The sequence below is a fragment of the Streptomyces sp. NPDC002845 genome (genome assembly GCF_053591955.1).
Window position 1 is genome coordinate 51,337 of sequence record NZ_JBSFUU010000007.1, and the last position, 22,657, is coordinate 73,993.

Sequence of the window (22,657 nt, forward strand, 5' to 3'; positions counted from 1 at the left end):
AGCCGGGAGCCGGGAGCCGGGAGCCGGGAGCCGGGAGCCGGGAGCCGGGAGCCGGGAGCCGGGAGCCGGGAGCCGGGAGCCGGGAGCCGGGAGCCGGGAGCCTTTGGGCTTACGGAGGAGTGGCTCATGCGCGACGGGGTTGTCGTCCCGTCAGCGATCGTCCTCTCCCACAAGGAGCAGCTCGACCGGCTTGCGCTGAGCTGTCCCCAGGCGCTGCCCGCCGCCGTTGTGGCAGGCGATCCATGTATCGACCAGCTGCGTGCCGGCCTGCCCTTCCGCGAGAACTACCGCCAAGCCCTGGGGCTGCTGCCGGGTCAGCGGCTCGTGGTTGTCTCCTCGACATGGGGTGGCGGTTCGGTCCTGGGCTCACCGCACGCCGAAGTTCTCCGCCGCGCACTGGCCGAACTTCCTGTCGACGAATTCCGTGTGCTCGCGGCCGTCCATCCGAATGCCTGGCACGGCCACGGCTTGTGGCAGCTGCACAGCTGGCTCGCCCCGTTCCTGGATTCCGGTCTGCTCCTGCCTGCTCCGGAGACCGCCACATGGAAAGCCGCTCTCTGCGCGACCGATTTCCTCTTGGGAGACCACGGATCATTGACCATGTACGGAATTTCACTAGGAATTCCCTGCATTCTCGGCACCTTTGAGGAATCGAAAGTGGCGCCGGGATCCCCCATGGAAAGGCTGGGCCGACTATTGCCCCGCCTGTCCGCCACCCGTCCCTTGCAGCAACAACTCGCCGCCGTGGTCGGGCAGCAAAGCGATCCGGAGCTACGAGCGGTCGGGCAGACCGTCACATCGGAACCGGGACGCGCCAACGAGCTGCTGCGCCGACTGTTCTACTCCTGGCTGCGACTGGACGAGCCCGACCATCCCGCGGCCGTGTCCACGATACCCGTACCGGTGCAGCCATCCGGTCCCGGCGCCCGCCATGTTCCCCATGAGGCGCCCATGTTCGTCACCGTTTCCATCACGGACGACCACCAGGTAGCGGCCGACGGCGAAGTCACCGTCCGCCGCTTCCCCGCCGCGCGACAGCACGGGCCCGGCCGGCACATCGCCTCGGCACACCTGGCCGCCGACCGCGACGACCCGGACCGCCGATGGCCTCGTGCCGCCGACGTGCTCCTGGTTCCGCGGGGGCGCACGGCCGACCCGGAGAACGACCCGTGGTGCGCCTACGCCGCGGAGTTCTCCGGCTGCGGGCTGGTCGCCGCGGAGACCGAGGGGGACGGATGCCTGGCCCTGTTCCCCGACGGGAGTCGTGTGCGGGCGAGCTGGCGGGAGCGTCCTGGCTGGGCGACCTTCGCTCTGGCGGCGTCAGCAATCTACGTGTGGGCGACTCGGGACGGCACCGTCAAGACGGCCCGCTCCCGCAGGACGGCGCCCGAGCGGATTGTCGTTCGCGCGGGCGACCTGCCAACCCCGGGGCTGCTGGATCTGGTCGTTGTCTGAGCCTGCTTCGGGCAGGGGCAGGCCGGCCTCCGCCCGTTCGTCTTCCTATGTCTGCTCTCCCTATGTCTGCTCTCCGTCCTCCCTTTCCAGGCGCTGTCGGGCGTCGTCCTCCCGGCTGCTGCCCGCTTCCCTGTAGAGCGCGATGGCCGACGTCCAGTCGTCAACGGCGCGGCTGCGCTCGCCCAGCCCCAGACGGACGTCGCCCCGCAGCAGGAGGGCCTCCGCGGCGTAGTACGCGGAGGCTGCTTTCTTCATGCCCTCCACCGCGGAGTCCAGCGCTTCGACAGCTTCACGCAGTCGACCACGCGCATGGCGGTCCTCCGCGAGATGCAGCTGGGTCTTGGCGATATTGAAGCGGTCCGGCCCGGCCGGGAGTTCCTCGAACTCCTGAGTGGCGCGCAGAAGTTCGCGTTCGGCGTCGTCGTGGCGCTTCAGCGCCGTATACGTACGGCCCATGTGAAAGGTGAGGAGGGCATGACCACGCGGATGGTCGATCCCCTCCAGTGCGGCTCGGGCCCGGGCAAGCAGGCCGATCGCGCGCTCGGGCCGCTTCAGCTTCCGTTCGAGCAGCGCCAGGCCCTCCAGGATGCTGGACTCCGTGCGCCGCTCTCCTTCGCTCCGGTCGGGCCGGCCCGGCTTCACCAGGCTCAGCGCCTGCTCAAAGTGCTCCCGGGACAGGCTCGGATCGTTCTCCTCGACGTTCCAGCGGTCGAGATGCGCGAATCCCAGCTCGTAGGACATGCGGGCCACCGCCATCGTGTCACCGGTCTCCAGTGCGGAGGCGAGGCCGATTCGGCGTGACTCGATCCACTCGGTGTGCCTTCCCGTCCTGAGGCAGAACGTCCATGTGGCCTGGCTCAACCGCCAGGCCTCCATGTGAAGTCCGGACTCGGCCGCCAGCCGCACAGCGGCGAAGATGCCTGACTGACGCCGGGTCAGCTCACGCAGGGTGTCCGCCTGCTCCTCCGCCGTGGGAACCGTATCCGCCGTATAGGCATTCATGGGGTCGTGACGCCATCGCGGGGACAGGGTCTCCTCGCCCCGCTCGGCGATCCGCAGGAAGTGGTGCGCGATCCGTTGCCGCACCGCGTCGCGTGCACTCTCACTCTCGTCGCGCTCCGCGACGATCGAGGCGTGGTCGTGGATGAGGGCGGGCAGACGATACGTGTCGAGGCCCCGGTGCTCGACCAGGCCGCCCGAGACGAGGGCGTTCAGCGCCGTGCGAACCTCCGACAGGTCCCATTCCGGGGCGAGCGCGTACACGGTGTCCAGCTGGAAGTCCTCCCTCATCAACAGGCCCAGGCGGCGGTAGAGCTGCGCCGTCCGCAGGGCCATGCGCTGGTAGGCGAATTCGAGGGCTTCGGGCAGTGGATTCGTGTCGCCCACGTCCAGCAGCTCCTGTCGCGTCCTGCGGTCGGCGAGCCGGGCGGTGATGTCCTCCAGAACGCCCGGAACCGGCGTTTTCAGCTGTCCGGCGATGAGGCGCAGTGCCAATGGCAGGCCTCCCACGTGCCGAACGATCGGTTCGAGTTTGGCTGGATCCTCAGTGGTACGGCTCACCTTGACGAGAAGTTGCAAGGCGTGTTCGTCGTGCAGGAGCGGAACCTGGAGCGGTAGAAAATCCAGGACGTTGTGGAGGCCATGCGGTGCTTCCTGTCCCGTCATCAGGACAACGCCGTACGGCTGGCCTGTCAGCAGGTCCCGGACCTGGCGGGTCGTCGTGACGTTCTCCAGCAGGAAGACCACTGGCCGGTCACGCAGATGCCGACGCACCAGTTGCGCCATGGCCGGGACTTCGGCCGACCGGTCCGCTCTCGGCACATCGAGTTCATCGAGCCACCGTTCCAGGATCGCCGCAGGGTCGGCGATCCGGCCACCGCACAACCCGAGGTCGGCCTGGAGAACTTCTCCGGTCAGGACGTCCCGGTGGGAGTGGATCCACTGACGTGCCGTGCTGCGCTTGCCCACTCCCGGTACGCCGCTGAGAAAGACGGCTGTGACAGCGCAGGCCTCCCGGCACGTGTGCCAGTAGCCGTCCATGGCCCGGAAGAGAGCCGCGTTGTTGACGTAGTGGAGAAGAGCCGAGGACGCAGCCGCGGGGTTTCCTCTCGTCAGGGCCTCACCGACGATCTCACGCACCACCGGGACGGCGCCGGGGCGTTCGGCGAGCAGGTCCTGCAGGCGACCGGCCCACTCATCCGTGATCGCAACGACCGCGTCCTCGTCGCCGGCCACCTGGGCGTCCCTCACCCGGTGGCGGGCCTGCGCCAACTGGTCCTCGACGTCCGAATCCTCCTCGCGGGTTCCCCTGCCGAACAGAGCCAACACCCTGCCCTTCGCCCACGTCCAGGAGTCCTGGACGACGGCCCCGACCAGACTGCTGGCTGCGACAACCGCAAGCGCGGCGATCTCCGGCTCCACTGCACTCCCCACGAACGATCCCGATCCATCGTCCCTTTACCGTAGGGATCACGCGTGGGCATGCGCAGGCGGTTGAAGCAACACGGCGTGCAGCTCTCCTCACTCAACGGGAAGGCTGTGCGGTACCCCAACAGGTCTGGTGCCAGGGACATCACGGTGGCAGGCGCGGTCCGGCTCGGTGGGAGCGGGCTTGCCACCGGCTCGGATATCTTGCCGTCGATGCACTTCGCGTAGATCTTGAGCAGCACGTCCACCGAGTGACCGGTGCGTGCCGTTCTGCAGCGAGCAGCCCCAATGGACCAACTCCGAGCTGCCGCTGCCGTCCGTGCGTATCGGCGGACCCGCGACACCCCACACCGCCTGGCCGAGCTCGCGCTGAATCTGCTGTTCTGCGTGCACACCGTACTGGCCGAACCTCACGCCGGTCGAGACGAGGGCCGGGCTCCTGCATACCCGTGCCGGGATGCTGTACCACGACGGGCGGCTGACGGAGGCCGCGACGCACCTGCCGACCGCCCACGGTCTCCTCACCAGGCCTTCCGCCGCGCAGTCCGCCAAGACTGCGGAACTGCTCGGCGAGATCGTGATCGCACTGGCGGGCGTCCGCCCTCGTCCCGGTGCCCCGGGCGCCGCGGAGCTGACGATTCGGCCTACTGGCCGGGGCTCCGGCCATGTGAAAGGGCACCATCCGGCGGCAGGGGCGCGAGGGCAGTGTGGGCCAGGTGTGCCGGATGGCGCAGGTGGGCCGGGCGGGCCCGGTGGGCCTGGTGGGCCGCCGTGGCGCCGTCCGGTTCACAGACCGTTTTCGTCCATGAGGCGCATCAGGTTCCGCTTGCGTTTCTGGGCGGCGCGCAGGGCGGTGACGTACGCGGTGAACTCCTCCGGTGTGCCCAGCCGGCGGTGGCAGTCGCGGATGCTCAGCAGCAGGCCGACAAGTTGGGCGTAGACCGTGTTGCCGGTCTGCTGGGTGAGCGGCTCGGCCAGGCGGAGGTAGACGCTGAGCGCGTCGGCGGGACGGTCGGCACGGGCCTGGTCGGCGAGGGTGAGCCACTGCCGGTCGTCGGCGCCGGTTTCCGTGGCCGCCTGCCAGGCGGCGTCGACGTCCTCGTCGTCGAGCAGGGCGTCCACCAGGACAGGGCCGCCGTACCAGCCCTGTTGCCGCCGCCTCGCGTCGGCACGCAGCAGGGCAAGGGCTCCCTCACGCTCGGCCGGCCAGCAGTCCGCGGCCCGTGCGGCGGCCCGCAGCTGCTGGTACGCGAGCAGGGAGCGGCGGGCACCGAAATGGTCGCGGCGCACGGCCACGGCGTCGGTGAGCCGGCCCGCCTGCGCATAGCGGTCGCAGAGATGGTCGACGAGGGCGGTGTCGACGGCCGAGAGGTCTCGGGCGTCCCGGATACCGCGCTCCGCCCAGCCCAGTGCCTCGTCGGGACGCCCGGCGGCCTCCAGCTCGCGGGCGATGACCAGATGCGTGTGGCCGTTCGGTGAGAGATCGGCGGCGTGTACGGCGATCACCGCGTCGACATCGCCGCCCGCCTTGGCCAGACGCTCCATCAGGTACTTCTCCGCCCAGCCGCGGCGGTTGCGCCGCCAGGCCTCGACCGCCAGCCTCCGCAGGACGCCCATCCCCTCTTCACCGAGGACGTCCTCGTAGTCGAGCGGATCGATGTCGGTAAGACCCTCGTCGATGTCGCCGAGCGCATGACCGACCAGCCAGCGCGCCAGTTCCTCAGGGCCGGGACGTGCCGCGCGGCACGCGTCGAGGTGGGCGTCGGCGAGGTCGGCACCGACCTGCCCGAGCCGGCCGTCGGAATCGTCGACGCTCTCCACCGCCTCGGCCAGCAGCCGCATCGCCTCCCGCGCCAGGACGATCGCGTCGGCGGCCCGGCCCGAGCCGGTCAGCGCGCCGATCGCAGACACCGCCTGCCCGGCCTGGTCGGCGTAGGCGCGGGCATCGGCGTACTCGACGTACCCGTACTGCGCGAAGGGACCGATGTCGAGCAGATCACGGACACGGGACCGGACCGCGGCAAGGTCCCCGCGCGCGCTCGCGGCCCGCAGCTCCAGACGCCGCCGCAACTGCCGGTCCTCGTCGATCTGTTCCCGCAGCAGGGCGAGCAACTCGTCCTTGGACAGGCCGGACAGCCACCCGTCGAAGTCCTGCGCGCGCTCCCGGGCCGCCTTCCGCTGCCGCGGCAGGCTCTCCCGCTGGGCCAGCACGGTCAGGCCGAGGGCGACCAGGTGCTTGCAGAAGTTGCCCTCCAGGCCGTACGGGCAGTCACACTCGCCGGACAGCCCGCCGGGCCCGTCCAGGGCCAGCTCCACCTCGTACCGCTCCGTGCCGTGCACGCTCGCGGTGACCCAGCCGTCACCGACCTCGACCCCGGACACCGCGTCGAGATACCCGAGGCCGCGCTCGAAGGAACGGCCACCGGCCAGCGTCTTGAGGTTCGCCTCGGTGAGACCACGCATGATTCTCTTCCGCCCTGCTGCGATGGTGCAGTTGATGCTCCGCCAGCCTAGGGGTCGAGGGTGCGAGCCGATGATGACTTCGGTGGGTTCGACCTTCGACTCGACCAGTGCCAGGGGTGGTCGGCCGGTCATGCGCGCCTCTCCGGGGCTCGTGGAGTTCACGGTCCTCGGCTGCCCCCGAGGACCGTGACTCACCCGAGGCTCTGGCTCTCGCAGCCCACCGGCTCCGTCAGGCGCCCGGCCTGCCGGATGCGGGTCAGCTCGGCCGCGAGACTCCGGGGCGAGTTCGTCGTCCACCGCAGCAGCGACATCGGATCCCCGCGCACGTCCGGCTCCACCAGTGCCGGCGGTGTGGGCCGCAGCCCCGGGTCAACGCCCGCGGCCTTCTTCCGCCCACCGCCGGGACGGCGTACCCGCCCCAGCGGCGCTTCACCGGCCTCCAGCTCGAACACGCCTTCGCGAACCGTCGTCCGGCAGATTCTCTTCGCGCACTCAGGTCGGCATCCCGCGCTCGGCGAGGCCGCTTTCATAGGCGATGATGACCAGTTGGGCGCGGTCGCGGGCATGCAGCTTGGAGAGGAGGCTGCTCACATGGGTCTTCACGGTTGGCAGGCTGATCACCAGTTGCTGGGAGATCTCGGCGTTCGACAATCCGTTCGCGATCAGCACGAGCACCTCCTGTTCGCGCTTGGTGAGCCCGACGAGCCGCGGGGCCGATCGAGCCGTTTCGTCACTGCGGGAGAAGTTCGCAATGAGGCGGCGCGTGACGGTGGGTGCCAGTACACCCTCGCCGGTAGCGATGACGCGAATGCCTGCGACCAGGTCGGAGGGCGAGGCGTCCTTCAGCATGAATCCGCTCGCACCCGCCTGAAGGGCCGGGTAGACGTACTCGTCCATGTCGAACATCGTGAGGGCCAGTACCCGTACACCGGTCATCGTCTCGTCGGAGCAGATCTCCCGCGTGGCCGCGATGCCGTCCATGACGGGCATGCGCAGATCCATCAGGACGACGTCCGGTTTGAGTTCCCGGGCGAGTTCCACTGCCCGGGCGCCGTCCCCCGCCTCGCCTATCGCCTCCATTCCGGGTGTCGAATCGATGAGGACACGGAAGCTCCCGCGCAACAGCGCCTGATCGTCCGCGATCAGCACCCGGACCGCCTCAGCCATTCCGCATTCCTCGCACGCTGCTCATCGGGGCAATCGAGTCCGCGACTTTAGCAGTTCCGTTTTCTCAACTGCTTTGCTTCCAGGAGCTGTCGAGACAAAGCAGACAAGGCGAGGCGTCCCGCAGATGTCACGACCCGCCGATCACCAACTCACCCGTCCCCGTGTCCCCGACCGTGACGGTGTCGCCGTAGCTCCGCGAGCCGGGCGAAGTCGGTGAGGATGTCCTTGGCGTCGACAGGGCCCGCCACACGCGGGCGGCCCCGGCGGTGAACGGACTGGCCGAAACCCAGTTCGATCGGGTGGAGGCGGGCGCCGATGAGCGCGCCGTCGTCGAACGTGAGCACCGGCACGAGGGGCTGCCAGTACGGGCGGTGCGGGGCGAACAGCCGACGGCCGTGGGCGCTGAGTTCGGCGAAGTACTGTCCCGGTGTGAGCTGTTCGCGCGTCGATGCCGTACGTGAGCGGATTCAGCTTGACCACGGTGTCGAGCCAGCCCGGCAGCCCGTTCGGTGGAAACATCGCGCCGGAGAAGAACATCAGCGGCATCATGCTCAGGTTCACCACGATCTGGAAGGTGTCGACCTGCCGGATCGTGACCGCGGCGAGCAGCCCGAGCGCGGTGAACATCAGCGGGACGAGCAGTATCTCCAGCAGCACGACCAGCAGCATCGGCGTGTACTGGATGCTCGCGATGCCTCCGACCGACAGGAGCATGAGGCCGTAGACCGCGCCCGTGGTGGCTCCGCCACCGCCCAGCGCGAGGCACAGCACGATGCTGGACCGCGGGAACGGCGCGACGAGCATCTGGCGGAGCACGCCGAGCCGGCGGTCCCACACGAGCGAGATCCCCACCGCGATCGCCGGGGTCCGCACGGACATGACCAGCACGCCGGGGAACAGGTAGGACCGGTAGTCGTTCAACTGCGCCTTGCCGAGGCCGGAGGACGCCGCGTCGAGGCCGGTGCCGAGGACGACGAGGAACAACAGTGGCGTCACCAGCCCCATGGCGAGGCGTGTCGGGTTGCGCCGCAGCCGTGTCATCTCCCGCCGCCAGAGCAGCGCGTACGGCCTGAGGGCGTTCCCCGGCCGGTCGGCGGGCGGCTGGTCGGCGGGCGGCTGGTCGGCGGGCGGCTGGTCGGCCGTGGCCGCCTTGCCGCCGGGCGCGGCCGGCACGGTGTCGACCCGGCTCATCGCAGTCCCTCCCCGAGGTTGCCGAGTGTGCGGGCTCTCGTCCCGCTCTCCCTGATGGCGGACCCGGTGTGGTGCAGGAAGACGTCGTCGAGCGTCGGCGAGGTGATGGTCACCGAGTGCACGGCCAAGCCCAGGTCGGTGCAGAGCCGCGGCACCAGGGTGGCGCCGTTCGGGAGCCGGAGGGAAAGAGCCCCGGCAGCCGGGACGCGACCGTGTCCACGTCGTGGAGCGAGCGCATCCGGCCGAGCGCGGCCGTCGTGACCGTCGTGGCCGTCGTGACCGTCGTGACCGTCGTGACCGTCGTGACCGTCGTGACCGTCGTGACCGTCGTGACCGTCGTGACCGTCGTGACCGTCGTGACCGTCGTGGCCGTCGTGGCCGTCGTGGCCGTCGTGGCCGTCGTGGCCGTCGTGGCCGTCTCGTCCAGCCGGGTGTGGCCCAGCAGCACCATCCGCCGCGTGCCGCTGCGACCACGGTGACCTCGTCCTGGGGCCAGTCACCCACAATCCAGGGGCGCCCCGACGCGTGGTCGATCCGGTGTGTCGCCCGCAGGTCCGCAGCCAGCTGGGCACCGGCCGGGCAGTCCGGAAGAACTACGAATCCCATGTCGCCTCGTTCCCCGGGCGGTGCCGGTGCGCCCGAGGCGCACAGGGGCCGGTTTGGTCAGAAGAAGCAGACGACGGCGTAGCCGCAGCCGGCGAAGTCCTGGCAGCTTCCGATGCCGAGGCACTTGGTGAGCTCGTCGAAGTCGCCGACTTCCTGGAGGGCGGGGGCCTCGTAGATCGCGGACATGGTTCCTCCCAGTGTCAGATCGTTCGGGCCGACCTGTTCGGCCCGTGACCTGTCTGGGAAACTGCGGGGCGGCCTGTCCCACGGGCATGGGGCACATGCGTCAGGCGAGTCCCGTCATGCGTCCCAGCGGCTGTGCCGGAGGTAGCCGAAGGCCAGCGCCGCCACGGTCCACACGAGCAGCACCGCGAATCCCGTGAACGCGTCGTGCGAGTCGACAGTGAGCATCTGCGTGCCGGCCCGGTCGGGGAAGTACCGCACCGCCTCCTTCGTCGCTCCGACGACGGACAGGATCTGCGACCCGGCGAGCACCATCGGGAGCAGAATGGCCAGCGGGACGATGGCGCTGCGGGCCATCGCGGCGATACCCGCCGCGAACAGGCTCATCAGTGTCAGGTAGACCACCGCGCCGGCCAGGGCGCGAGGGACACCGCTCGCGTCGATCGAGGCGCCGTGGAGTCCGAGGGCGAGCTGGGTGATCAGGTAGCCGACGACGGTGACGGGGATCGCGATGGCCACGGCGGCGGCAGCGGTGACGGCCATCTTCGCCGCGTAGAGCCGACCGCGCCGAGGCACGGCGAGCAGGGAGACCCGCATCATGCCCGACACGTACTCGCTGGAGACGATGAGCACGCCGAACACGATCAGGGAGAGTTGCCCGTAGAGGATGCCGTCCAGGCCGGCCTGCTCAGGGGTGAAGTCGGAGCGGAGCCCGGGGTTGTCGGATTCGATCGCGCCCTTCGCGGACCAGCCGCCCAAGGCGGCGACAAGGACGCTGAGGGGGACGAACAGCAGCAGTGCGATGAACGTGCCGCGGACCCCTCGCAGCTTGGTGAACTCAGCCCGGATGGCCGCGACCGTCTCAGACATGGGTGCTGCTTCCTCCGTTGCCGATGATCTTGAGGAAGGTGTCCTCAAGGGATCCCGTGTGGGTGCTCAGCTCTTCGAGCGGGAACCCGCCCGCCGCGGCCAGCCGGCTGATCTCGGCCGTCGACATGCCGTCGACTTCCAGGCTGCCGTCCGGTGCGAGCCTCAGCGAGGCGCCCTTCTGTTCCAGTTCCCTGTTGAGCCGCAGCGGTTCCGGTGTCCGCACGCGTACGTACGTCCGTCCATGGCGTTGGATGAGGTCCGACATGCTGGTCTCCGCGATGAGCTGCCCGCGGCTGATGACGATCAGGTGGTCCGCGACCATGGACATCTCGGTCATCAGGTGACTGGAGACGAGGACGGTCCGGCCTTCGGCGGCCATCGAGCGCAGCAGTTCGCGCAGCCACCGGATTCCCTCTGTGTCGAGGCCGTTGACCGGCTCGTCGAGCACCAGCACGGGCGGGTCGCCGAGCAGGGCCGCGGCCAGGCCGAGCCGCCGGCCCATGCCGAGGGAGAACGTGCCGATCCGACGCCGGGCCGCCCCCGTCAGACCGACCATCTCAAGGACCGCTCCGACCCTTTGCCGGGCGATCCGGTTGCTCTGCGCGAGCCACAGCAAGTGGTCGGCGGCGGTCAGGCTGCGATGCGGGGCCGACGTCTCCAGCAGGGCACCCACATGTCGGGCGGGGTACCTGAGTTCGTGATAGCCGCGGCCGTCGATGCTTGCGGATCCGGTGTCCGGGCGGGTGAGGCCGAGCATCATCCGCATCGTCGTGGACTTCCCGGCTCCGTTGGGGCCCAGGAATCCGGTGACGGCCCCTGGCCGCACCGTGAAGGTGAGGCCGCCCACGACGGTGTTCTGCCCATACCGCTTGGTCAAGTTCTGGACGTCAATCACATGGTGAGTCTCGTCGGGCGTCCCGTCGGCCGCATCGGTCCCGGGTCGGGATTGCCGGACGGGCTTCGCGGGCCGACGCCATACTTGCGAATGAGTCCGGCTCAGTACGGCAGCGTCGCCAGGACCTGGAAACCGCCGCCCGGCTGCCGTCCGGCGCTGAGGGTGCCGCCGTGTGCGGTGATCCGCTCCTTCATTCCGACGAGGCCCATTCCGCCGCCGGGCACGGTCGGCCGTTGCCCGGGCCCGGCGCCCTCGTCGGCCACGTCGATCGTCAACGTGCCCTGCTCAGCGGTGAGGTGAACCCGACAGCGGGTCGGCGCGGCGTGCTTGATGACGTTGGTCAGCGCCTCCTGGACGACCCGGAACGCGGACAGCGCGACACCGTCCGGAGGTTCCTCCGCGCACCGGGACCGCAGGTCGACGCGTACACCGGCCGCCTCGGCCGTCCGGACCAGAGCGGGCAGGTCCGACAGCCCGAGAACCGGCCGGAGGTCCTGAGCGCCGCCCCCCTGCTCCCGGCGCAGCGCCTTGAGGGTGGCCCGCATGTCGCGCAGCGCCCTGCGGCTGACATCCTCGATCACCGTCAGGGCTTCCCGCGCCTCCTCGGGGTGGGTGGCGACCACGTGGTTGGCGACACCGGCCTTGATCGCGATCAGGCCCACGCTGTGCGTGACGACGTCGTGGATGTCACGGGCGATACGGAGGCGTTCCTCGGCCTTCGCCTGCTCGGCCGCATGTTCGAGGGCGCGCAGCACGCTCTCCCGCCGTTCCCTGACGGCCGCCCCCGCCGCCCAGGTGGCGCCGAGGACCAGCAGCCCGAACAGGACCTGCACGACCTTGGTCCCGCCCTGGTAGCTCTGCCCTCCCGTCACCGTGAGCAGGGCTGCCCCCACCGCGCACAGCCCAGCGATGAGAACCGCGGACAGCCCTGGCTGCCCCCTCCTCGTCGTGGCCACCATGTACAGGGCGTACGCGGTGGCGAGGAACGGGGTCGGTCCGACACCGACGGCCAACGCCACGCAGGCGGCGGTCAGAACGAACCCGAAGACCGGCACGGGCCACAGCCGCCGGACGACCAGCGGCAGCGCGGTGCTCAGCGACAGCAGCCATACGGTGCTGCCGCTCACCTCGCCGCTGACGGCCGGCCTCAGCAGCGACACCTGCGGGAGCAGCGCGAACCCGAGTGCAGCCAGTACATCGAGCATGACCAAGCGCCGACGAGGGACATCACCCATGCCTGGAACGTATTCGTTCGGTTCGCGGTGCGTCCAATGTGTTCGTGTGACGGCCTTCTGCGGCGGCCTGGGTCCGGTGCAGGTCCATTCGGTGGACGCGCGCAGGACTCCGTCCGGGAGCTTCGAGGTCACCACCCACGGTGGCCGTCGCGGTACTGGCATCGACGCCGTGGAATGGGCCCACCGGGCCGCCGCGATACTCCGCCGCCCGATCACGCAGCCGTGTGTGGACCGGACGGGTGCACCGGACGGCCGGGTCCCGGTCTCGGCGTGGTGGTCACGTGGTCTGTCGGGGTGTGCCGGGCTGGGCGTGTTCGATGATGCCGCAGTAGCAGCCGGTGTCCTCGGCGAGGTTTTTGGTTTTCGCGTCCAGGGCGAGGAGTTGGTCGCGCAGGCGGACCAGTTCGGCGATGCGGTGGTCGATGCCGGCGACCTGGGCGCGCAGGGTCTGGCGGACGTACGGGCAGGGGGGTTGCCCGCGGTCGCGGAAGGCGAGGACTTCTCGGATCTCGTCCAGGCTCATCCCGAGGCGTTGTGCGGTTTTGATGAAGGTGATCCGTTCGGCGTCGGCGCGGGTGTAGGTCCGGTATCCGGAGGGGGTGCGCTCGGGTTCGGGCAGCAGGCCGCCCGCTTCGTAGAAACGGATGGTCTTGGGGTTGAGCCCGAGTTGGGCGGCGAGTTCACCGATGCGCATGGCTGCGGTCCTCCTTTCCCTTGGGACGCCAACGTTCTTCTCCCTCAGGACGCCGATGTTCTTCGACGTCCTTCGACGTCCTTCGACGTCCTTCGACGTCCTTCGACGTCCTTCGACGTCCTTCGACGTCCTTCGACGTGAGGGCCTTCGTCATGCTCTCTCCCCATCACCGACCGGGCAGGATCGGTTGACCGCCGGTCAGCGTGAAGGCGATCCCGGTCGCCACGGCCGCGGCCACGATGCCCAGGTGGTCCGCGGTGGCCGTACGCCGGGCCAGGTGCCGTAGCACGGAAGGGCGCAGCAGAGTGGTGAGGGCGTGGGCCTGGCGGCCGAGCCATCGGGTGAACGCCCACAGGGCCGCGGGACGCAACCGGGTGCCGAAGGAGTTGGCGAGCACGGCGGAGACCGAGGCGATCATCGCGACCATGGCCCAGACCGGGCCGACCAGGCCGGTGACCGCGAGCGGTACGCCGATGCCGTTGAAGGCGAAGGCGACAGCGAGGTTCTGCTTGGTCTTGCGGAACGACCCCACGCCGATGTCGCGGGCGTCGGCGACGGCGGTGAGCCGGTCGCCGACGAGCACGATGTCGCTGGACTCGATGGCGATGTCGGTGCCGGCGCCGATGGCGATGCCGATGTCGGCCTGGGTGAGGGCCGGGGCGTCGTTGATGCCGTCGCCGACCATGAGCACCCGGTGTCCGTCGGCCTGGAGTTCGCGTACGGCGTCCGCCTTCTGGTCCGGCAGCAGCCCGGCCCGCCAGTCGCGGACGCCGACGGACGCGGCCACGGCAGCGGCGGTACGGGGGTTGTCGCCGGTGAGCGTCACCGGCTCGATGCCCGCCGTACGCAGCCTGGCGACGGTCTCGGCGGCGTCCGGCTTGAGCTCGTCCGCAACGGCGACCAGTCCGAGCAGCCGCTCGTCGCGGACCACGGCGATCACCGTCTGCGCGGCGGACTCCATCCGCTCCCGCTCACCCGCGAGCCCGTCGAGCCCGTCGAGCCCGTCGAGGTCGACGAGGTCGACGCCGGTCCAGTCGGGCCTGCCCACCCGTACGCTCGCACCGTCGACGCGTGCGACGACGCCCTGCCCGGTGACCGACGCGAAGTGCTCGGCCTCGGGGAGGCCGAGGCCGCGTTCCAGTGCCGCGTCGACGACGGCGCGGGCCAGCGGGTGCTCCGAGGCCGACTCGGCCGCCGCCGCGACGGTCAGCAGCTCGTCCCGGCCGACGGCGTCGACGGGCACCAGGGCGGCGACGGTGGGCCTTCCGCGGGTGAGGGTGCCGGTCTTGTCCAGCACGGCCCGGGTGATCTCGCCGAAGACCTGGAACGCCTCGCCGGAGCGCATCAGGATGCCCCGCTCGGCGGCCATGCCACCGCCGCGCATCATCGCCAGCGGTGTGGCCATGCCCAGCGCACACGGGTAGCCCAGGACCAGCACCGCGAGCGCGGCGAAGACGGCCCGTGTGACGTCGAGGTGCCCGGTCGCGGCCCAGGCGCCCACGGTCCACACCAGCACCGCGAGGGTGGCGAACGCGAGGACGGCGGGTACGTAGACGGCGAGGATCCGGTCGACCAGCTGGATGATGCCCGGCTTGAGCGCACGGGCCTCCTCGATGTGCCGGGCCACCTGGGCCAGGAAGGTGTCCTCGCCGGTGCGGGTGACCTCGAAGGTCAGCCGGCCGGTGGAGTTGACCGAGCCGCCGGTCACCTCGTCCCCGGCACGCTTCTCGGCCGGTACGGGCTCACCGGTGACCATCGACTCGTCCACCACGGCGCGGCCGGAGACGACGCGGCCGTCCAGCGGCACCCGTTCACCCGGCCGCACCCGGACGGTCTCGCCGACGCGCACCTGTTCGACGGGCACCTCCGTCTCCGTCCCGTCACGGACGACGCGGGCGGTGTCCGGCTGCAACTCCAGCAGGGCCCGCACCGCCCTGGTGGAGCGGGTGCGCACCAGCGACGAGGCATAGCCCGACAGCAGGTGATAGGTGGTGATGAACACCGCCACGGACAGGAAGTCCCCGGGCGGAAACGTGGCGGGCGCGACGAACAGCCCGATCAGACCCCCGACGAGTCCGCCGAAAGCACCGGCCTCCAGCAGCACATGCTGGTTGAGGATGCCGCGCCGCAGCGACTGCCAGGCCATCACCAGGATCGGACGGGCCACCACCAGCGTCGTCGCCAGTGCCAGCCCCAGGATGATCCACGGCCCCATCGGCCGGGTGTGCCCGGCGAGTGTGACGGTGAGCGGGGCACCGGCCCACTTCGCCGCCATCAGCGCCAGCGTGACCGCCGTCGTACCCAGCCCCACCAGGAACCGGGCGCGCTCGTCGGCGAGTTCGGCCTCCCCGGCGTCGTATCCGGCCGCCTTGCGCGGATCGCGCACCGAATAGCCGATCTCCCGCAGCGTGTCCACGATCTGTGGGGCGGTGATCCTGTCGGGGGCGTAGGTGATCAGGCCTTCCTCGTGCGCCAGGGACACCGACACGTTCTCCACCCCGTCCAGGCGGGCCAGGGCCTTGGTGACGGTGCCTACGCAGAAGGAGCAGTGCATCCGGCCCAGCTTCACCCGCAGACGCGCCAACCCCTGCTCGTCGGTGGGCGGGGCGGCGGTCAGCCAGTCCCACGTCGCGGGTGCCTGGCCGGTGTCCCGCGGTGATGTGGTGCTCATCGAAAGGACCTCCGAGGGCTTGCGCTCCGGTACACCCTCACCGTGCACCTTCCATCCGGGTGGAAGGTCAAGCGGCAGGCGGAGGAGTCCTGGCCGGTCGGCTTGCTCGTCAGCCCTGGTTGTCGGGGATGCGGGTGCAGCAGGTCAGGGCGGTGGCGTTGTCCGCGGCCAGGGACCGGGCGAGTACGACCAGGTCCGCGACGCGGGGGTCGCCGACGGAGTAGCGCAGCTTCTTGCCGTCCCGGCGGGCCGTCACGTAGCCGCAGTCCACGAGGCAGGACAGGTGGACGGAGACGCGGGGCTGGGAGATTCCGGCGTGTTCGACGCAGTCGGCGGAGGTGCGCTCGCCGCGCAGGATGAACTCCAGCAGCTTCAGCCGGGTCGGGTCGGACAGGGCGCGGAAGAACTTCGCGACCGTGTCCAGGTGGGTACAGGGGACCTCGTCGGTGGCCGGGGTGGCGGTGTTGAGGTGTTGGGGCATGCGGATGGCCTTCCACAACTGGAGCTATTCGCGTGTCCATATAGTACGGTGACGATTAACTATTCGGCTAGGCGGATAGTAGCGGCTCGCAGCGGCCTGGAATCCCGGGCCCCGCACGAGGAGGCAGCGCCGTGACCACGACACCCTCGGGCTACGACCTGGCAGTCATCGGCTCCGGCTCGGCCGGCTTCGCCGCCGCCATCGCCGCCACGGGCCGGGGCAAGCGGGTGGTGATGATCGAGCGCGGCACCACCGGCGGCACCTGCGTCAACGTCGGCTGTGTGCCGTCCAAGGCCCTGCTGGCCGCCGCCGAGTCCCGTCACACCGCTGCCGCCGCCGGACGTTTCCCCGGCCTGGCCCCGGCCGAGCTCCCGGTTGGGTTCCCGGGCCTGATCGGCGGCAAGGACGCCCTGGTCGAGCGGCTGCGGGCGGAGAAGTACACCGGTCTCGCCGCCGACCACGGCTGGGAGATCGTGCACGGCACCGCCGCGTTCGCCGGGAGCACCGACGCAGCGGCGCTGGACGTCGCCCTGGACGTCGGCGGCACCCGACGGATCGAGGCCGCGCACTACCTGATCGCCACCGGCTCCGCCCCGTGGGCGCCGCCCGTGCCGGGCCTGGCCGAGGCCGGCTACCTGACCTCCACCACGGCGATGCAGCTCGACACGCTGCCGGAGTCGATGGTGGTGGCCGGCGGCAACGCGGTCGGCCTGGAACAGGCCCAGCTCTTCGCCCGCCTCGGCACCCGCGTAAGTGTCGTCGAGGCGCTGGAGCGGCCAGCCCCGTTCGAGGAACCCGAAGTCTCCGCCGTGATCGAGGAGGTCTTCGCCCAAGAAGGCATCGCCGTGCACACCGGCACGGCCCTCGCCGCCGTCCGACATGACGAGTACGGCTACACCCTCACCGCCCACCACGGCGGCGAGGAGATCGAACTGCGTGCCGAGCGGCTGCTGATCGCCACCGGCCGCCGCCCGGCCACCGCGGGGCTGAACCTCGGCACGGTGGGCGTGCGGACCGCCGGGCGCGGAGAAGTCGTCGTCGACGGCCACCAGCGCACCACGAACGAGCGGGTCTGGGCCGCGGGTGACGTCACCGGAGGCCCGCAGTTCGTGTACGTGGCCGCCGCCCAGGGCACCCTGGCCGCCGACAACGCCCTCACCGCGGCCGGCCGCACCCTGGACTACACCGCCCTCCCCCGCGTCACCTTCACCAGCCCCGCCATCGCCGCGGTCGGCCTGACCGACGCGCAGGCCGCCGAGCGGGGCATCCCCTGCCGGTGCCGCACCCTGCCCCTTCGGTACGTATCGCGGGCGCTGGCCGACCGGGACACCCGAGGCCTGGTCAAGCTGGTCACGAACGCCGACACCGGCCGCGTGCTCGGCGTCCACGTGATCGCCGACGGCGCCGGAGACGTCATCACCGCCGCGGTCTACGCGATCACGGCAGGGATGACCGTCGACCAGCTCGCCCGCACCTGGGCCCCGTACCTGACCATGGCCGAGGCCCTCAAGCTCGCCGCCCAGACCTTCACCGCCGATGTCGCCAGGCTCTCCTGCTGCGCGGGCTGAGCCGGCCGCCGGCGACGAGACGATACGGAGGCACTCATGGACACCAGCCGGTCCGCGTAGCGCGGGCGCACGATGACCGTCGGCGAGTTGTCCCGCCGCACCGGCGTGACCGTCAATCGGCAGGCCGGCGGTGCCGGCGGCGGGCGGCCGCGGCCGCCGCCCGCTTCCTGTTCCTTCCCTCCCCGTCGCACGACGCCGGACTCCCCCCATGGACGCCCCGTTCCCCGACGCCCACGGGCCGTCAGGGTCCGTCGGACTCCGGTGCCAGACCGGGCTGCGCTGGGCGGAACCCCCAGTCGGCGGCCTTGGCGACCGCCTCCAGCTGCGATCGTGCGTCCAGTTTCTCCAGGATTCCGCGTACGTGGGTGCGTACGGTGGCGTAGCTGATGGTGAGGCGGTCGGCGATGGCCCGGTTGTCCAGGCCCTGGCTCATGAGGGCGAGGATCTCCTGCTCACGGGCGGTAAGGCTGTTCAGGCGTTCCGTCTGCCAGGCGGAGACGCGGGTGGTCTCGCGGTGGCGGGCGAGGACCTCCATGAGGGTGCGGGCGGGGATGAGGGTCTCGCCCGCCGCCGCCGCGCGGATGGCCCGGGCGATCTCGTCGCCGCCCGCCGACTTCAGCAGATATCCGCTCGCGCCCGCCTCGACCGCGGCCAGCAGGGCGGCGTCGCTGGTGTCGGCGCTGAGGAAGACGACCGCGACGGTGGGGTCGTGGGCGCGGATGCGGGCCGCCGCCTCGGCGCCGGTGCCGTCGGGCAGCCGGTAGTCGATCAGCGCCACCCGCGGGGCGAGCTGCTCCGTCATCGGGGCGGCTTCGGCGACCCGGTCGGCCCAGCCGACCACGGTCAGGTCGTCGTACTCGTCGAGCAGCGCCCACAGCCCCTCCGCGACGGCCCGGTGGTCCTCGACGAGCAGCACGTTGACGAGGTCGGGCGGGCTGTTCACGGCTCGGTGTCCTTCGGCGGGGAGGCACCGTTCTCCTCCGGCTCCGGTCCCGTGGCCGACGGCGGGGCGTTCGTGAGCGGCACCCAGAACTCGACGGTGGTACCGGCCCCCGGCTCGCTCTCGACGCGGCTCCAGCCTCCCGCCATCTGGGCGCGCTCGTGGATGAGGGTGAGGCCGAGGTGGCCCGGCCGGGACTCCACTTCGAGGGGGTCGTAGCCCACGCCGTCGTCGACGATCCGCATCAGGCAGCCGTCGTCCACGCCCAGCAGTTGCACGCGGACCAGCTTCGCGCGGGCATGCTTGCGCACGTTCATCAGGGCTTCCTGGGCGGTCCGGTAGACGAGCACCATGGTCTCCACGGGCAGCGTGGAGACCACTCTGTCCTCGAACGTGTAGCGCGTGCCGGTGTCGGCGCGCATCCGCTCCAGGAAGGTCTCCAGGGCGGCGGCCAGGCTGCCCTGCTCCAGGCTGGACGGCCGCAGGTCGAAAATCAGATGCCGCAGGCGGCTGAGCGACAGCTTCAGGGTCTCGTCCAGCTTGTCCATCACCTGTATGTCCCGGGGGTCCGTGAGCCGCCTCCGCAGCTGTTGGAGGCGCAGGCCCGCGGCGGTGACGACCTGGATGGTGTCGTCATGGATGTCGGCGGCGATACGCTTGCGTTCCTCCTCCTGGGCGTGGATGAGATGGCTGAGCAGAGCCTGCCGGTCCCGGTCGGTTCCCTCCAGGAATTCCAGGCTGCGTTCCAGGACGAACTGCGCGCGCTGCACCTCGGTGATGTCCCGGACGGTCAGGACGGCGAACACGCCCTCCGGTGTGCGCAGCGGGCTGACGCTGACGTCGGCCGGGAACTGCTTGGCGTCCTGGCGCCGGCCGACCAGTTCCACGCTGTGCCCCGCCGGTTCCTGGCGCGGGTCGGTCCAGTCCCGCAACGACACGATCAGCGGCTGGTCGGGCAGCAGCGTCTCCACGAGCATGCCGAGCAATTGCTCACGGCTGTATCCGAACAGGGTCTCGGCGCGGGGGCTGGCCTGCCGGACGCGGCCCCCGGAGTCCACGACCATCATCGCGTCCGGGGACGACTCGACGAGCTGGCGCAGCCCGTCACCGGTCGCGGACGCCTCGCTGAGGTCCGTCACGTACACCACGTAACGGGGACGCCCGGCCCGCAGCCGGCCGCCGCCGATCCGGGCGGGGAACTCGGAACCGTCCCTGCGCAGCCCCGGTGTCGCCGACGCCGGTGCGATCAGCTGCCCGGCCGCCGCCTGGGCGCCGGGGTGTTCGGGCAGCAGGTCCCGCAGCCGTCTGCCGCGCAGTTCGGCGGTGCTGTAGCCGAACATGCGCCGGGCCTGTGCGTTGGCGAGTTCGACTCGGTCGTGGGGCCCTGTGACGAGTACGCCGCACGGGGCCTGTTCGAGCAGGTCCAGAAATGCCTTCTCGTCGATCCGTTCGGCCGGGGTTCCCGTACCGGGTACCGATGGCCTCGAAGGTCGTCCCAGCGGCTCCAGGCAGGCCTCGGCAAGCTCGGCCGACATGCTGAACTGGCCACGGGCCGCTCGGCTGACCGCCTCCAGGATCTCCAGTGCCGGTGTGCCCTTGACCAGGTAGCCGCCGGCCCCGGCGACGAGCACATCCATCACCGTCGCCCGGTCGCCGTGGGCCGACAGGGCCAGAACCCTGGTGCCCGGGGCGCGTTCGCGGAGGGTGCGGATGGTGCCGGGGGCGTCGCCCCTGGGCATCTGCACATCCATGATCAGGACCCGCGGCTGCGTCTGGCTCACCACCGAGACGGTCTGCTCGTGGTCGACGGCCACGCCCACGAGGTCGTAGGACGGGTGCGAGTCGACCAGGTCCGCGAGTGCTTCCCGGACCTCGGCGTCGTTGTCGGCCACGGCGACGGGGATCCGGTCGCCGTTCATGGCCGACCGCTCCCTCCGAGCACGGCGTCCGGCAGGTGGCGGGTGCCGAGCTGGTCGCGCCGGCACACGGCCAGGGACGGCATGACGGCGGCGACCGGGGCGATCAGGACGTCGTAGTGGCCGCCGATCCGGTCGCAGACGGCGATCGCCATCACCGCGTCCCAGACCGCCGCCCAGAAGGCCCAGTCGTGCCGGTGGTGGCTCTGCGCCTGGTCCAGGGCCGCTCGGCGGGCCACCGACGCCGCCACGAGGATGCGGTAGCGCTCCTCATCGGTGGTGGTGCGCCGGACCTCCGCCCACGCCTCGGCGCGGGTCTGGCTGGAGGTCTGCCGCCACAGACCGGCCACCCGATCGATCTCCTGCGGCGACAGGTCCTCGATGTGGGTGAGAAACTGCAGGACCCGTCGGCTGTTGGGCCCGAAGACGACACTCATGGTGCGCTCCTCCCGTGTCTGTCGCTCTGCGGCGCGAGAACCGCTCATTCGGCCCGGCCCACCCGGCCTACTGCCCCTGGCCCTGCTCTCCATCCTGCTCGGCCGCGTTGACTCCTGCCTTGGCCTCGCCGCCGCTCTTGCTGCCGACGAGCTTGAAGGCCACACCGCCCTCGTCCGCCGTGGTGATCTGGTAGGAGCCGACGGCCTCCGCCACGCCCTTGGCGTCGACCTGGAACGTCGTGATCTTCTTCTCGCCGCCGTCCTCGCCGCCGGCGTAGAGGGTCACGGTCTCGTTCGCGGCGAAGCCTTCGACGTAGAAGCTCACGGACGTACCGGCCCTGCCCGAGTACGTGCTCGGCTCGGCGCTCGGCGTGTAGGGCGTCACCTGGAAGCCGGCGCGCACCACGGCCCGGGTCCGGTCGCCGATCGCGGTGATGTTCTGCTCGCCCTCCAGGCCGAACGGCACCTCGAAGGCCACGGATCCGACGTTCCCATTGGCGTCGGCGTTCGAGGCGAAGGCCGGGACGCCACTGGCGCTGTTGATGTAGAAGAGGACGCGTTCCTCGGGGGCGAATCCGCCGGCGGACACGCTGATCTGCTGGCCTGCCTTCAGGGCGTACGGCGACGACTTGAGCGAGGGGTACAGGCCCAGGATCTGGAAGGACGCGGTGGCCGTGGTCTTGCTCTTCTTACCGACCAGGATCAGTGTGCTGGTGCCGGTCGGGGCGACGCCGACCTTGACGTCCGCCCGGCCGATGCCTCCGGATCCGTCGGCGGTCAGGGTGGCGTCCGGGGTGCCGCCGACCCGGCCCCAGAAGACATCGATCCGCTCCCCCGCCCCGAAGCCGCGGATGTTCAGCGACACCGAGTCCCCCGGCTTGCCCACCGCTTTGTTGATCTTCACGGAACCGACCACGCCGCCCGCGATGAGCTCGGCCTCGGCCACGTTGTCGGCGTTGCGCTGCTGTGCGACCAGGATGGCGCCCTTGCTGACGTTCTGGGGCACGGTGATCTGCGTGTTGATCGTCCCGGACTTGTCGGTCTTCGCCGTGGCGATGCCCTTGCCCTCGCTCTGCTTCGCCGAGGTCTTCAGCAGCAGGTCCACGGTGGACTTGGCGTCGAATCCCGCGCCCTCGATTGTGGCCTTGCCTCCGGGTGTGACCAGACCGGGGTTGACCACGATGATCGGGCCGGACTCCCGGGGGATCTTCCGCTTCCCCAGATCGACCGTCTTCGGCTTCTTGGGCTTCTCGATCTCCCGGGTCGCGCTCTTTTTCCCGGGGTTGTCGCCAGTGGTGCTGAGCGCGCCGCCGAATCCGCCACTCCTGGCGATCACCTGGACGAGCGACCCGACGACCACGAGCGCTATCGCGACCATCAGGAAATTTTTCCAGGTGAACCGCTTCTTCGGTCCCTGAGGGGGCGACGCCCCGCCCCCGGAAGGTGCGTCGTCCGTTC

18 protein-coding genes and 3 pseudogenes are annotated in these 22,657 nt (G+C 70.6%); 3 read left to right on the forward strand and 18 right to left on the reverse strand.

Annotated features, from left to right (window positions below):
• Nucleotides 1-126: 126 nt before the first annotated feature.
• Entirely contained in the window at nucleotides 127-1,455 is a 1,329-nt protein-coding gene (locus ACWD3C_RS06910) for a hypothetical protein (protein WP_451140870.1), read from the forward strand.
• Between the two features lie 60 nt (nucleotides 1,456-1,515).
• On the opposite strand, the gene ACWD3C_RS06915 is transcribed toward ACWD3C_RS06910, so the two are convergent.
• The 11 genes and pseudogenes from ACWD3C_RS06915 to ACWD3C_RS06965 all read right to left on the reverse strand — a co-directional run bounded on the left by ACWD3C_RS06915 (nucleotide 1,516) and on the right by ACWD3C_RS06965 (nucleotide 12,492).
• Nucleotides 1,516-3,888 carry an NB-ARC domain-containing protein gene (locus ACWD3C_RS06915; RefSeq protein WP_451140872.1) on the reverse strand — a complete coding sequence of 791 codons (2,373 nt, stop codon included), beginning with the start codon at nucleotides 3,886-3,888 and terminating at the stop codon, nucleotides 1,516-1,518.
• Between the two features lie 780 nt (nucleotides 3,889-4,668).
• A complete protein-coding gene (locus ACWD3C_RS06920) occupies nucleotides 4,669-6,345 on the reverse strand; it encodes an SWIM zinc finger family protein (RefSeq protein WP_451140874.1) in 1,677 nt (558 codons plus the stop codon).
• A gap of 251 nt (nucleotides 6,346-6,596) precedes the next feature.
• Nucleotides 6,597-6,818 (reverse strand): annotated as a pseudogene (locus ACWD3C_RS06925) (ISAzo13 family transposase); the annotation flags it as partial.
• Nucleotides 6,819-6,837: 19 nt separating this feature from the next.
• The gene (locus ACWD3C_RS06930; protein ID WP_451140876.1) at nucleotides 6,838-7,512 is read right to left on the reverse strand and encodes a response regulator; all 675 of its coding nucleotides are present in this window, start codon (nucleotides 7,510-7,512) and stop codon (nucleotides 6,838-6,840) included.
• Nucleotides 7,513-7,653: 141 nt separating this feature from the next.
• Entirely contained in the window at nucleotides 7,654-8,703 is a 1,050-nt protein-coding gene (locus tag ACWD3C_RS06935; RefSeq protein ID WP_451140878.1) for an ABC transporter permease, read from the reverse strand.
• Nucleotides 8,700-8,831, reverse strand: coding sequence for a hypothetical protein (locus ACWD3C_RS06940; RefSeq protein ID WP_451141106.1), 132 nt, complete (start codon nucleotides 8,829-8,831; stop codon nucleotides 8,700-8,702). Before ACWD3C_RS06940 ends, ACWD3C_RS06935 begins: the two co-directional genes overlap by 4 nt.
• A 293-nt stretch (nucleotides 8,832-9,124) precedes the next feature.
• A pseudogene (locus ACWD3C_RS06945) lies at nucleotides 9,125-9,309 on the reverse strand (hypothetical protein); the annotation flags it as partial.
• A 57-nt stretch (nucleotides 9,310-9,366) separates the two neighbouring features.
• On the reverse strand, nucleotides 9,367-9,495 hold the full coding sequence (locus ACWD3C_RS06950; RefSeq protein WP_451140880.1) for an aborycin family tricyclic lasso peptide: 129 nt from the start codon (nucleotides 9,493-9,495) through the stop codon (nucleotides 9,367-9,369).
• Nucleotides 9,496-9,609: 114 nt separating this feature from the next.
• Nucleotides 9,610-10,362 (reverse strand): ABC transporter permease, encoded by a 753-nt coding sequence (locus tag ACWD3C_RS06955; protein WP_451140882.1) that lies wholly within the window; start codon nucleotides 10,360-10,362, stop codon nucleotides 9,610-9,612.
• Nucleotides 10,355-11,239, reverse strand: a complete 885-nt coding sequence (locus tag ACWD3C_RS06960; RefSeq protein WP_451140884.1) for an ABC transporter ATP-binding protein — start codon at nucleotides 11,237-11,239, stop codon at nucleotides 10,355-10,357. Before ACWD3C_RS06960 ends, ACWD3C_RS06955 begins: the two co-directional genes overlap by 8 nt.
• 119 nt (nucleotides 11,240-11,358) lie before the next feature.
• Entirely contained in the window at nucleotides 11,359-12,492 is a 1,134-nt protein-coding gene (locus ACWD3C_RS06965) for a sensor histidine kinase (protein ID WP_451140886.1), read from the reverse strand.
• 76 nt (nucleotides 12,493-12,568) lie between these two features.
• Between ACWD3C_RS06965 and ACWD3C_RS06970 the strand changes: the two are divergent.
• Nucleotides 12,569-12,745 (forward strand): annotated as a pseudogene (locus ACWD3C_RS06970) (imidazole glycerol phosphate synthase subunit HisF); the annotation flags it as partial.
• 24 nt (nucleotides 12,746-12,769) lie between these two features.
• Here ACWD3C_RS06970 and ACWD3C_RS06975 read toward each other — a convergent pair.
• The 3 genes from ACWD3C_RS06975 to ACWD3C_RS06985 all read right to left on the reverse strand — a co-directional run bounded on the left by ACWD3C_RS06975 (nucleotide 12,770) and on the right by ACWD3C_RS06985 (nucleotide 16,338).
• Nucleotides 12,770-13,186: a heavy metal-responsive transcriptional regulator gene (locus tag ACWD3C_RS06975; protein WP_451140888.1), complete on the reverse strand. Its 417-nt coding sequence runs from the start codon at nucleotides 13,184-13,186 to the stop codon at nucleotides 12,770-12,772.
• A gap of 166 nt (nucleotides 13,187-13,352) precedes the next feature.
• Nucleotides 13,353-15,857 carry a heavy metal translocating P-type ATPase gene (locus ACWD3C_RS06980; RefSeq protein WP_451140890.1) on the reverse strand — a complete coding sequence of 835 codons (2,505 nt, stop codon included), beginning with the start codon at nucleotides 15,855-15,857 and terminating at the stop codon, nucleotides 13,353-13,355.
• Between the two features lie 109 nt (nucleotides 15,858-15,966).
• Nucleotides 15,967-16,338, reverse strand: coding sequence for an ArsR/SmtB family transcription factor (locus tag ACWD3C_RS06985; protein WP_451140892.1), 372 nt, complete (start codon nucleotides 16,336-16,338; stop codon nucleotides 15,967-15,969).
• Nucleotides 16,339-16,469: 131 nt separating this feature from the next.
• On the opposite strand from ACWD3C_RS06985, the gene merA reads away from it, so the two are divergent.
• On the forward strand, nucleotides 16,470-17,906 hold the full coding sequence (gene merA, locus ACWD3C_RS06990; RefSeq protein WP_451140894.1) for a mercury(II) reductase: 1,437 nt from the start codon (nucleotides 16,470-16,472) through the stop codon (nucleotides 17,904-17,906).
• Nucleotides 17,907-18,147: 241 nt separating this feature from the next.
• Here merA and ACWD3C_RS06995 read toward each other — a convergent pair whose 3' ends face one another.
• From ACWD3C_RS06995 to ACWD3C_RS07010, 4 genes are all read right to left on the reverse strand, one after another.
• Complete coding sequence (locus ACWD3C_RS06995; protein WP_451140896.1) at nucleotides 18,148-18,849, reverse strand: response regulator; 702 nt, start codon at nucleotides 18,847-18,849, stop codon at nucleotides 18,148-18,150.
• Entirely contained in the window at nucleotides 18,846-20,765 is a 1,920-nt protein-coding gene (locus ACWD3C_RS07000) for a PAS domain S-box protein (protein ID WP_451140898.1), read from the reverse strand. Before ACWD3C_RS07000 ends, ACWD3C_RS06995 begins: the two co-directional genes overlap by 4 nt.
• On the reverse strand, nucleotides 20,762-21,199 hold the full coding sequence (locus ACWD3C_RS07005; protein WP_451140900.1) for a hypothetical protein: 438 nt from the start codon (nucleotides 21,197-21,199) through the stop codon (nucleotides 20,762-20,764). Before ACWD3C_RS07005 ends, ACWD3C_RS07000 begins: the two co-directional genes overlap by 4 nt.
• A 67-nt stretch (nucleotides 21,200-21,266) precedes the next feature.
• Nucleotides 21,267-22,577, reverse strand: a complete 1,311-nt coding sequence (locus ACWD3C_RS07010; RefSeq protein WP_451140902.1) for a hypothetical protein — start codon at nucleotides 22,575-22,577, stop codon at nucleotides 21,267-21,269.
• Between the last annotated feature and the right edge of the window lie 80 nt (nucleotides 22,578-22,657).

What these genes read in the sequence shown, in the direction of transcription:
- ACWD3C_RS06910 (WP_451140870.1), top strand. Translation starts at nt 127, where the DNA reads ATGCGCGACGGGGTTGTCGTCCCGTCAGCGATCGTCCTCTCCCACAAG.
- ACWD3C_RS06920 (WP_451140874.1), bottom strand. Translation starts at nt 6,345, where the DNA reads ATGCGTGGTCTCACCGAGGCGAACCTCAAGACGCTGGCCGGTGGCCGT.
- ACWD3C_RS06930 (WP_451140876.1), bottom strand. Translation starts at nt 7,512, where the DNA reads ATGGCTGAGGCGGTCCGGGTGCTGATCGCGGACGATCAGGCGCTGTTG.
- ACWD3C_RS06935 (WP_451140878.1), bottom strand. Translation starts at nt 8,703, where the DNA reads ATGAGCCGGGTCGACACCGTGCCGGCCGCGCCCGGCGGCAAGGCGGCC.
- ACWD3C_RS06950 (WP_451140880.1), bottom strand. Translation starts at nt 9,495, where the DNA reads ATGTCCGCGATCTACGAGGCCCCCGCCCTCCAGGAAGTCGGCGACTTC.
- ACWD3C_RS06955 (WP_451140882.1), bottom strand. Translation starts at nt 10,362, where the DNA reads ATGTCTGAGACGGTCGCGGCCATCCGGGCTGAGTTCACCAAGCTGCGA.
- ACWD3C_RS06965 (WP_451140886.1), bottom strand. Translation starts at nt 12,492, where the DNA reads ATGGGTGATGTCCCTCGTCGGCGCTTGGTCATGCTCGATGTACTGGCT.
- ACWD3C_RS06975 (WP_451140888.1), bottom strand. Translation starts at nt 13,186, where the DNA reads ATGCGCATCGGTGAACTCGCCGCCCAACTCGGGCTCAACCCCAAGACC.
- ACWD3C_RS06980 (WP_451140890.1), bottom strand. Translation starts at nt 15,857, where the DNA reads ATGAGCACCACATCACCGCGGGACACCGGCCAGGCACCCGCGACGTGG.
- ACWD3C_RS06985 (WP_451140892.1), bottom strand. Translation starts at nt 16,338, where the DNA reads ATGCCCCAACACCTCAACACCGCCACCCCGGCCACCGACGAGGTCCCC.
- ACWD3C_RS07000 (WP_451140898.1), bottom strand. Translation starts at nt 20,765, where the DNA reads ATGAACGGCGACCGGATCCCCGTCGCCGTGGCCGACAACGACGCCGAG.
- ACWD3C_RS07005 (WP_451140900.1), bottom strand. Translation starts at nt 21,199, where the DNA reads ATGAGTGTCGTCTTCGGGCCCAACAGCCGACGGGTCCTGCAGTTTCTC.
- ACWD3C_RS07010 (WP_451140902.1), bottom strand. Translation starts at nt 22,577, where the DNA reads ATGGTCGCGATAGCGCTCGTGGTCGTCGGGTCGCTCGTCCAGGTGATC.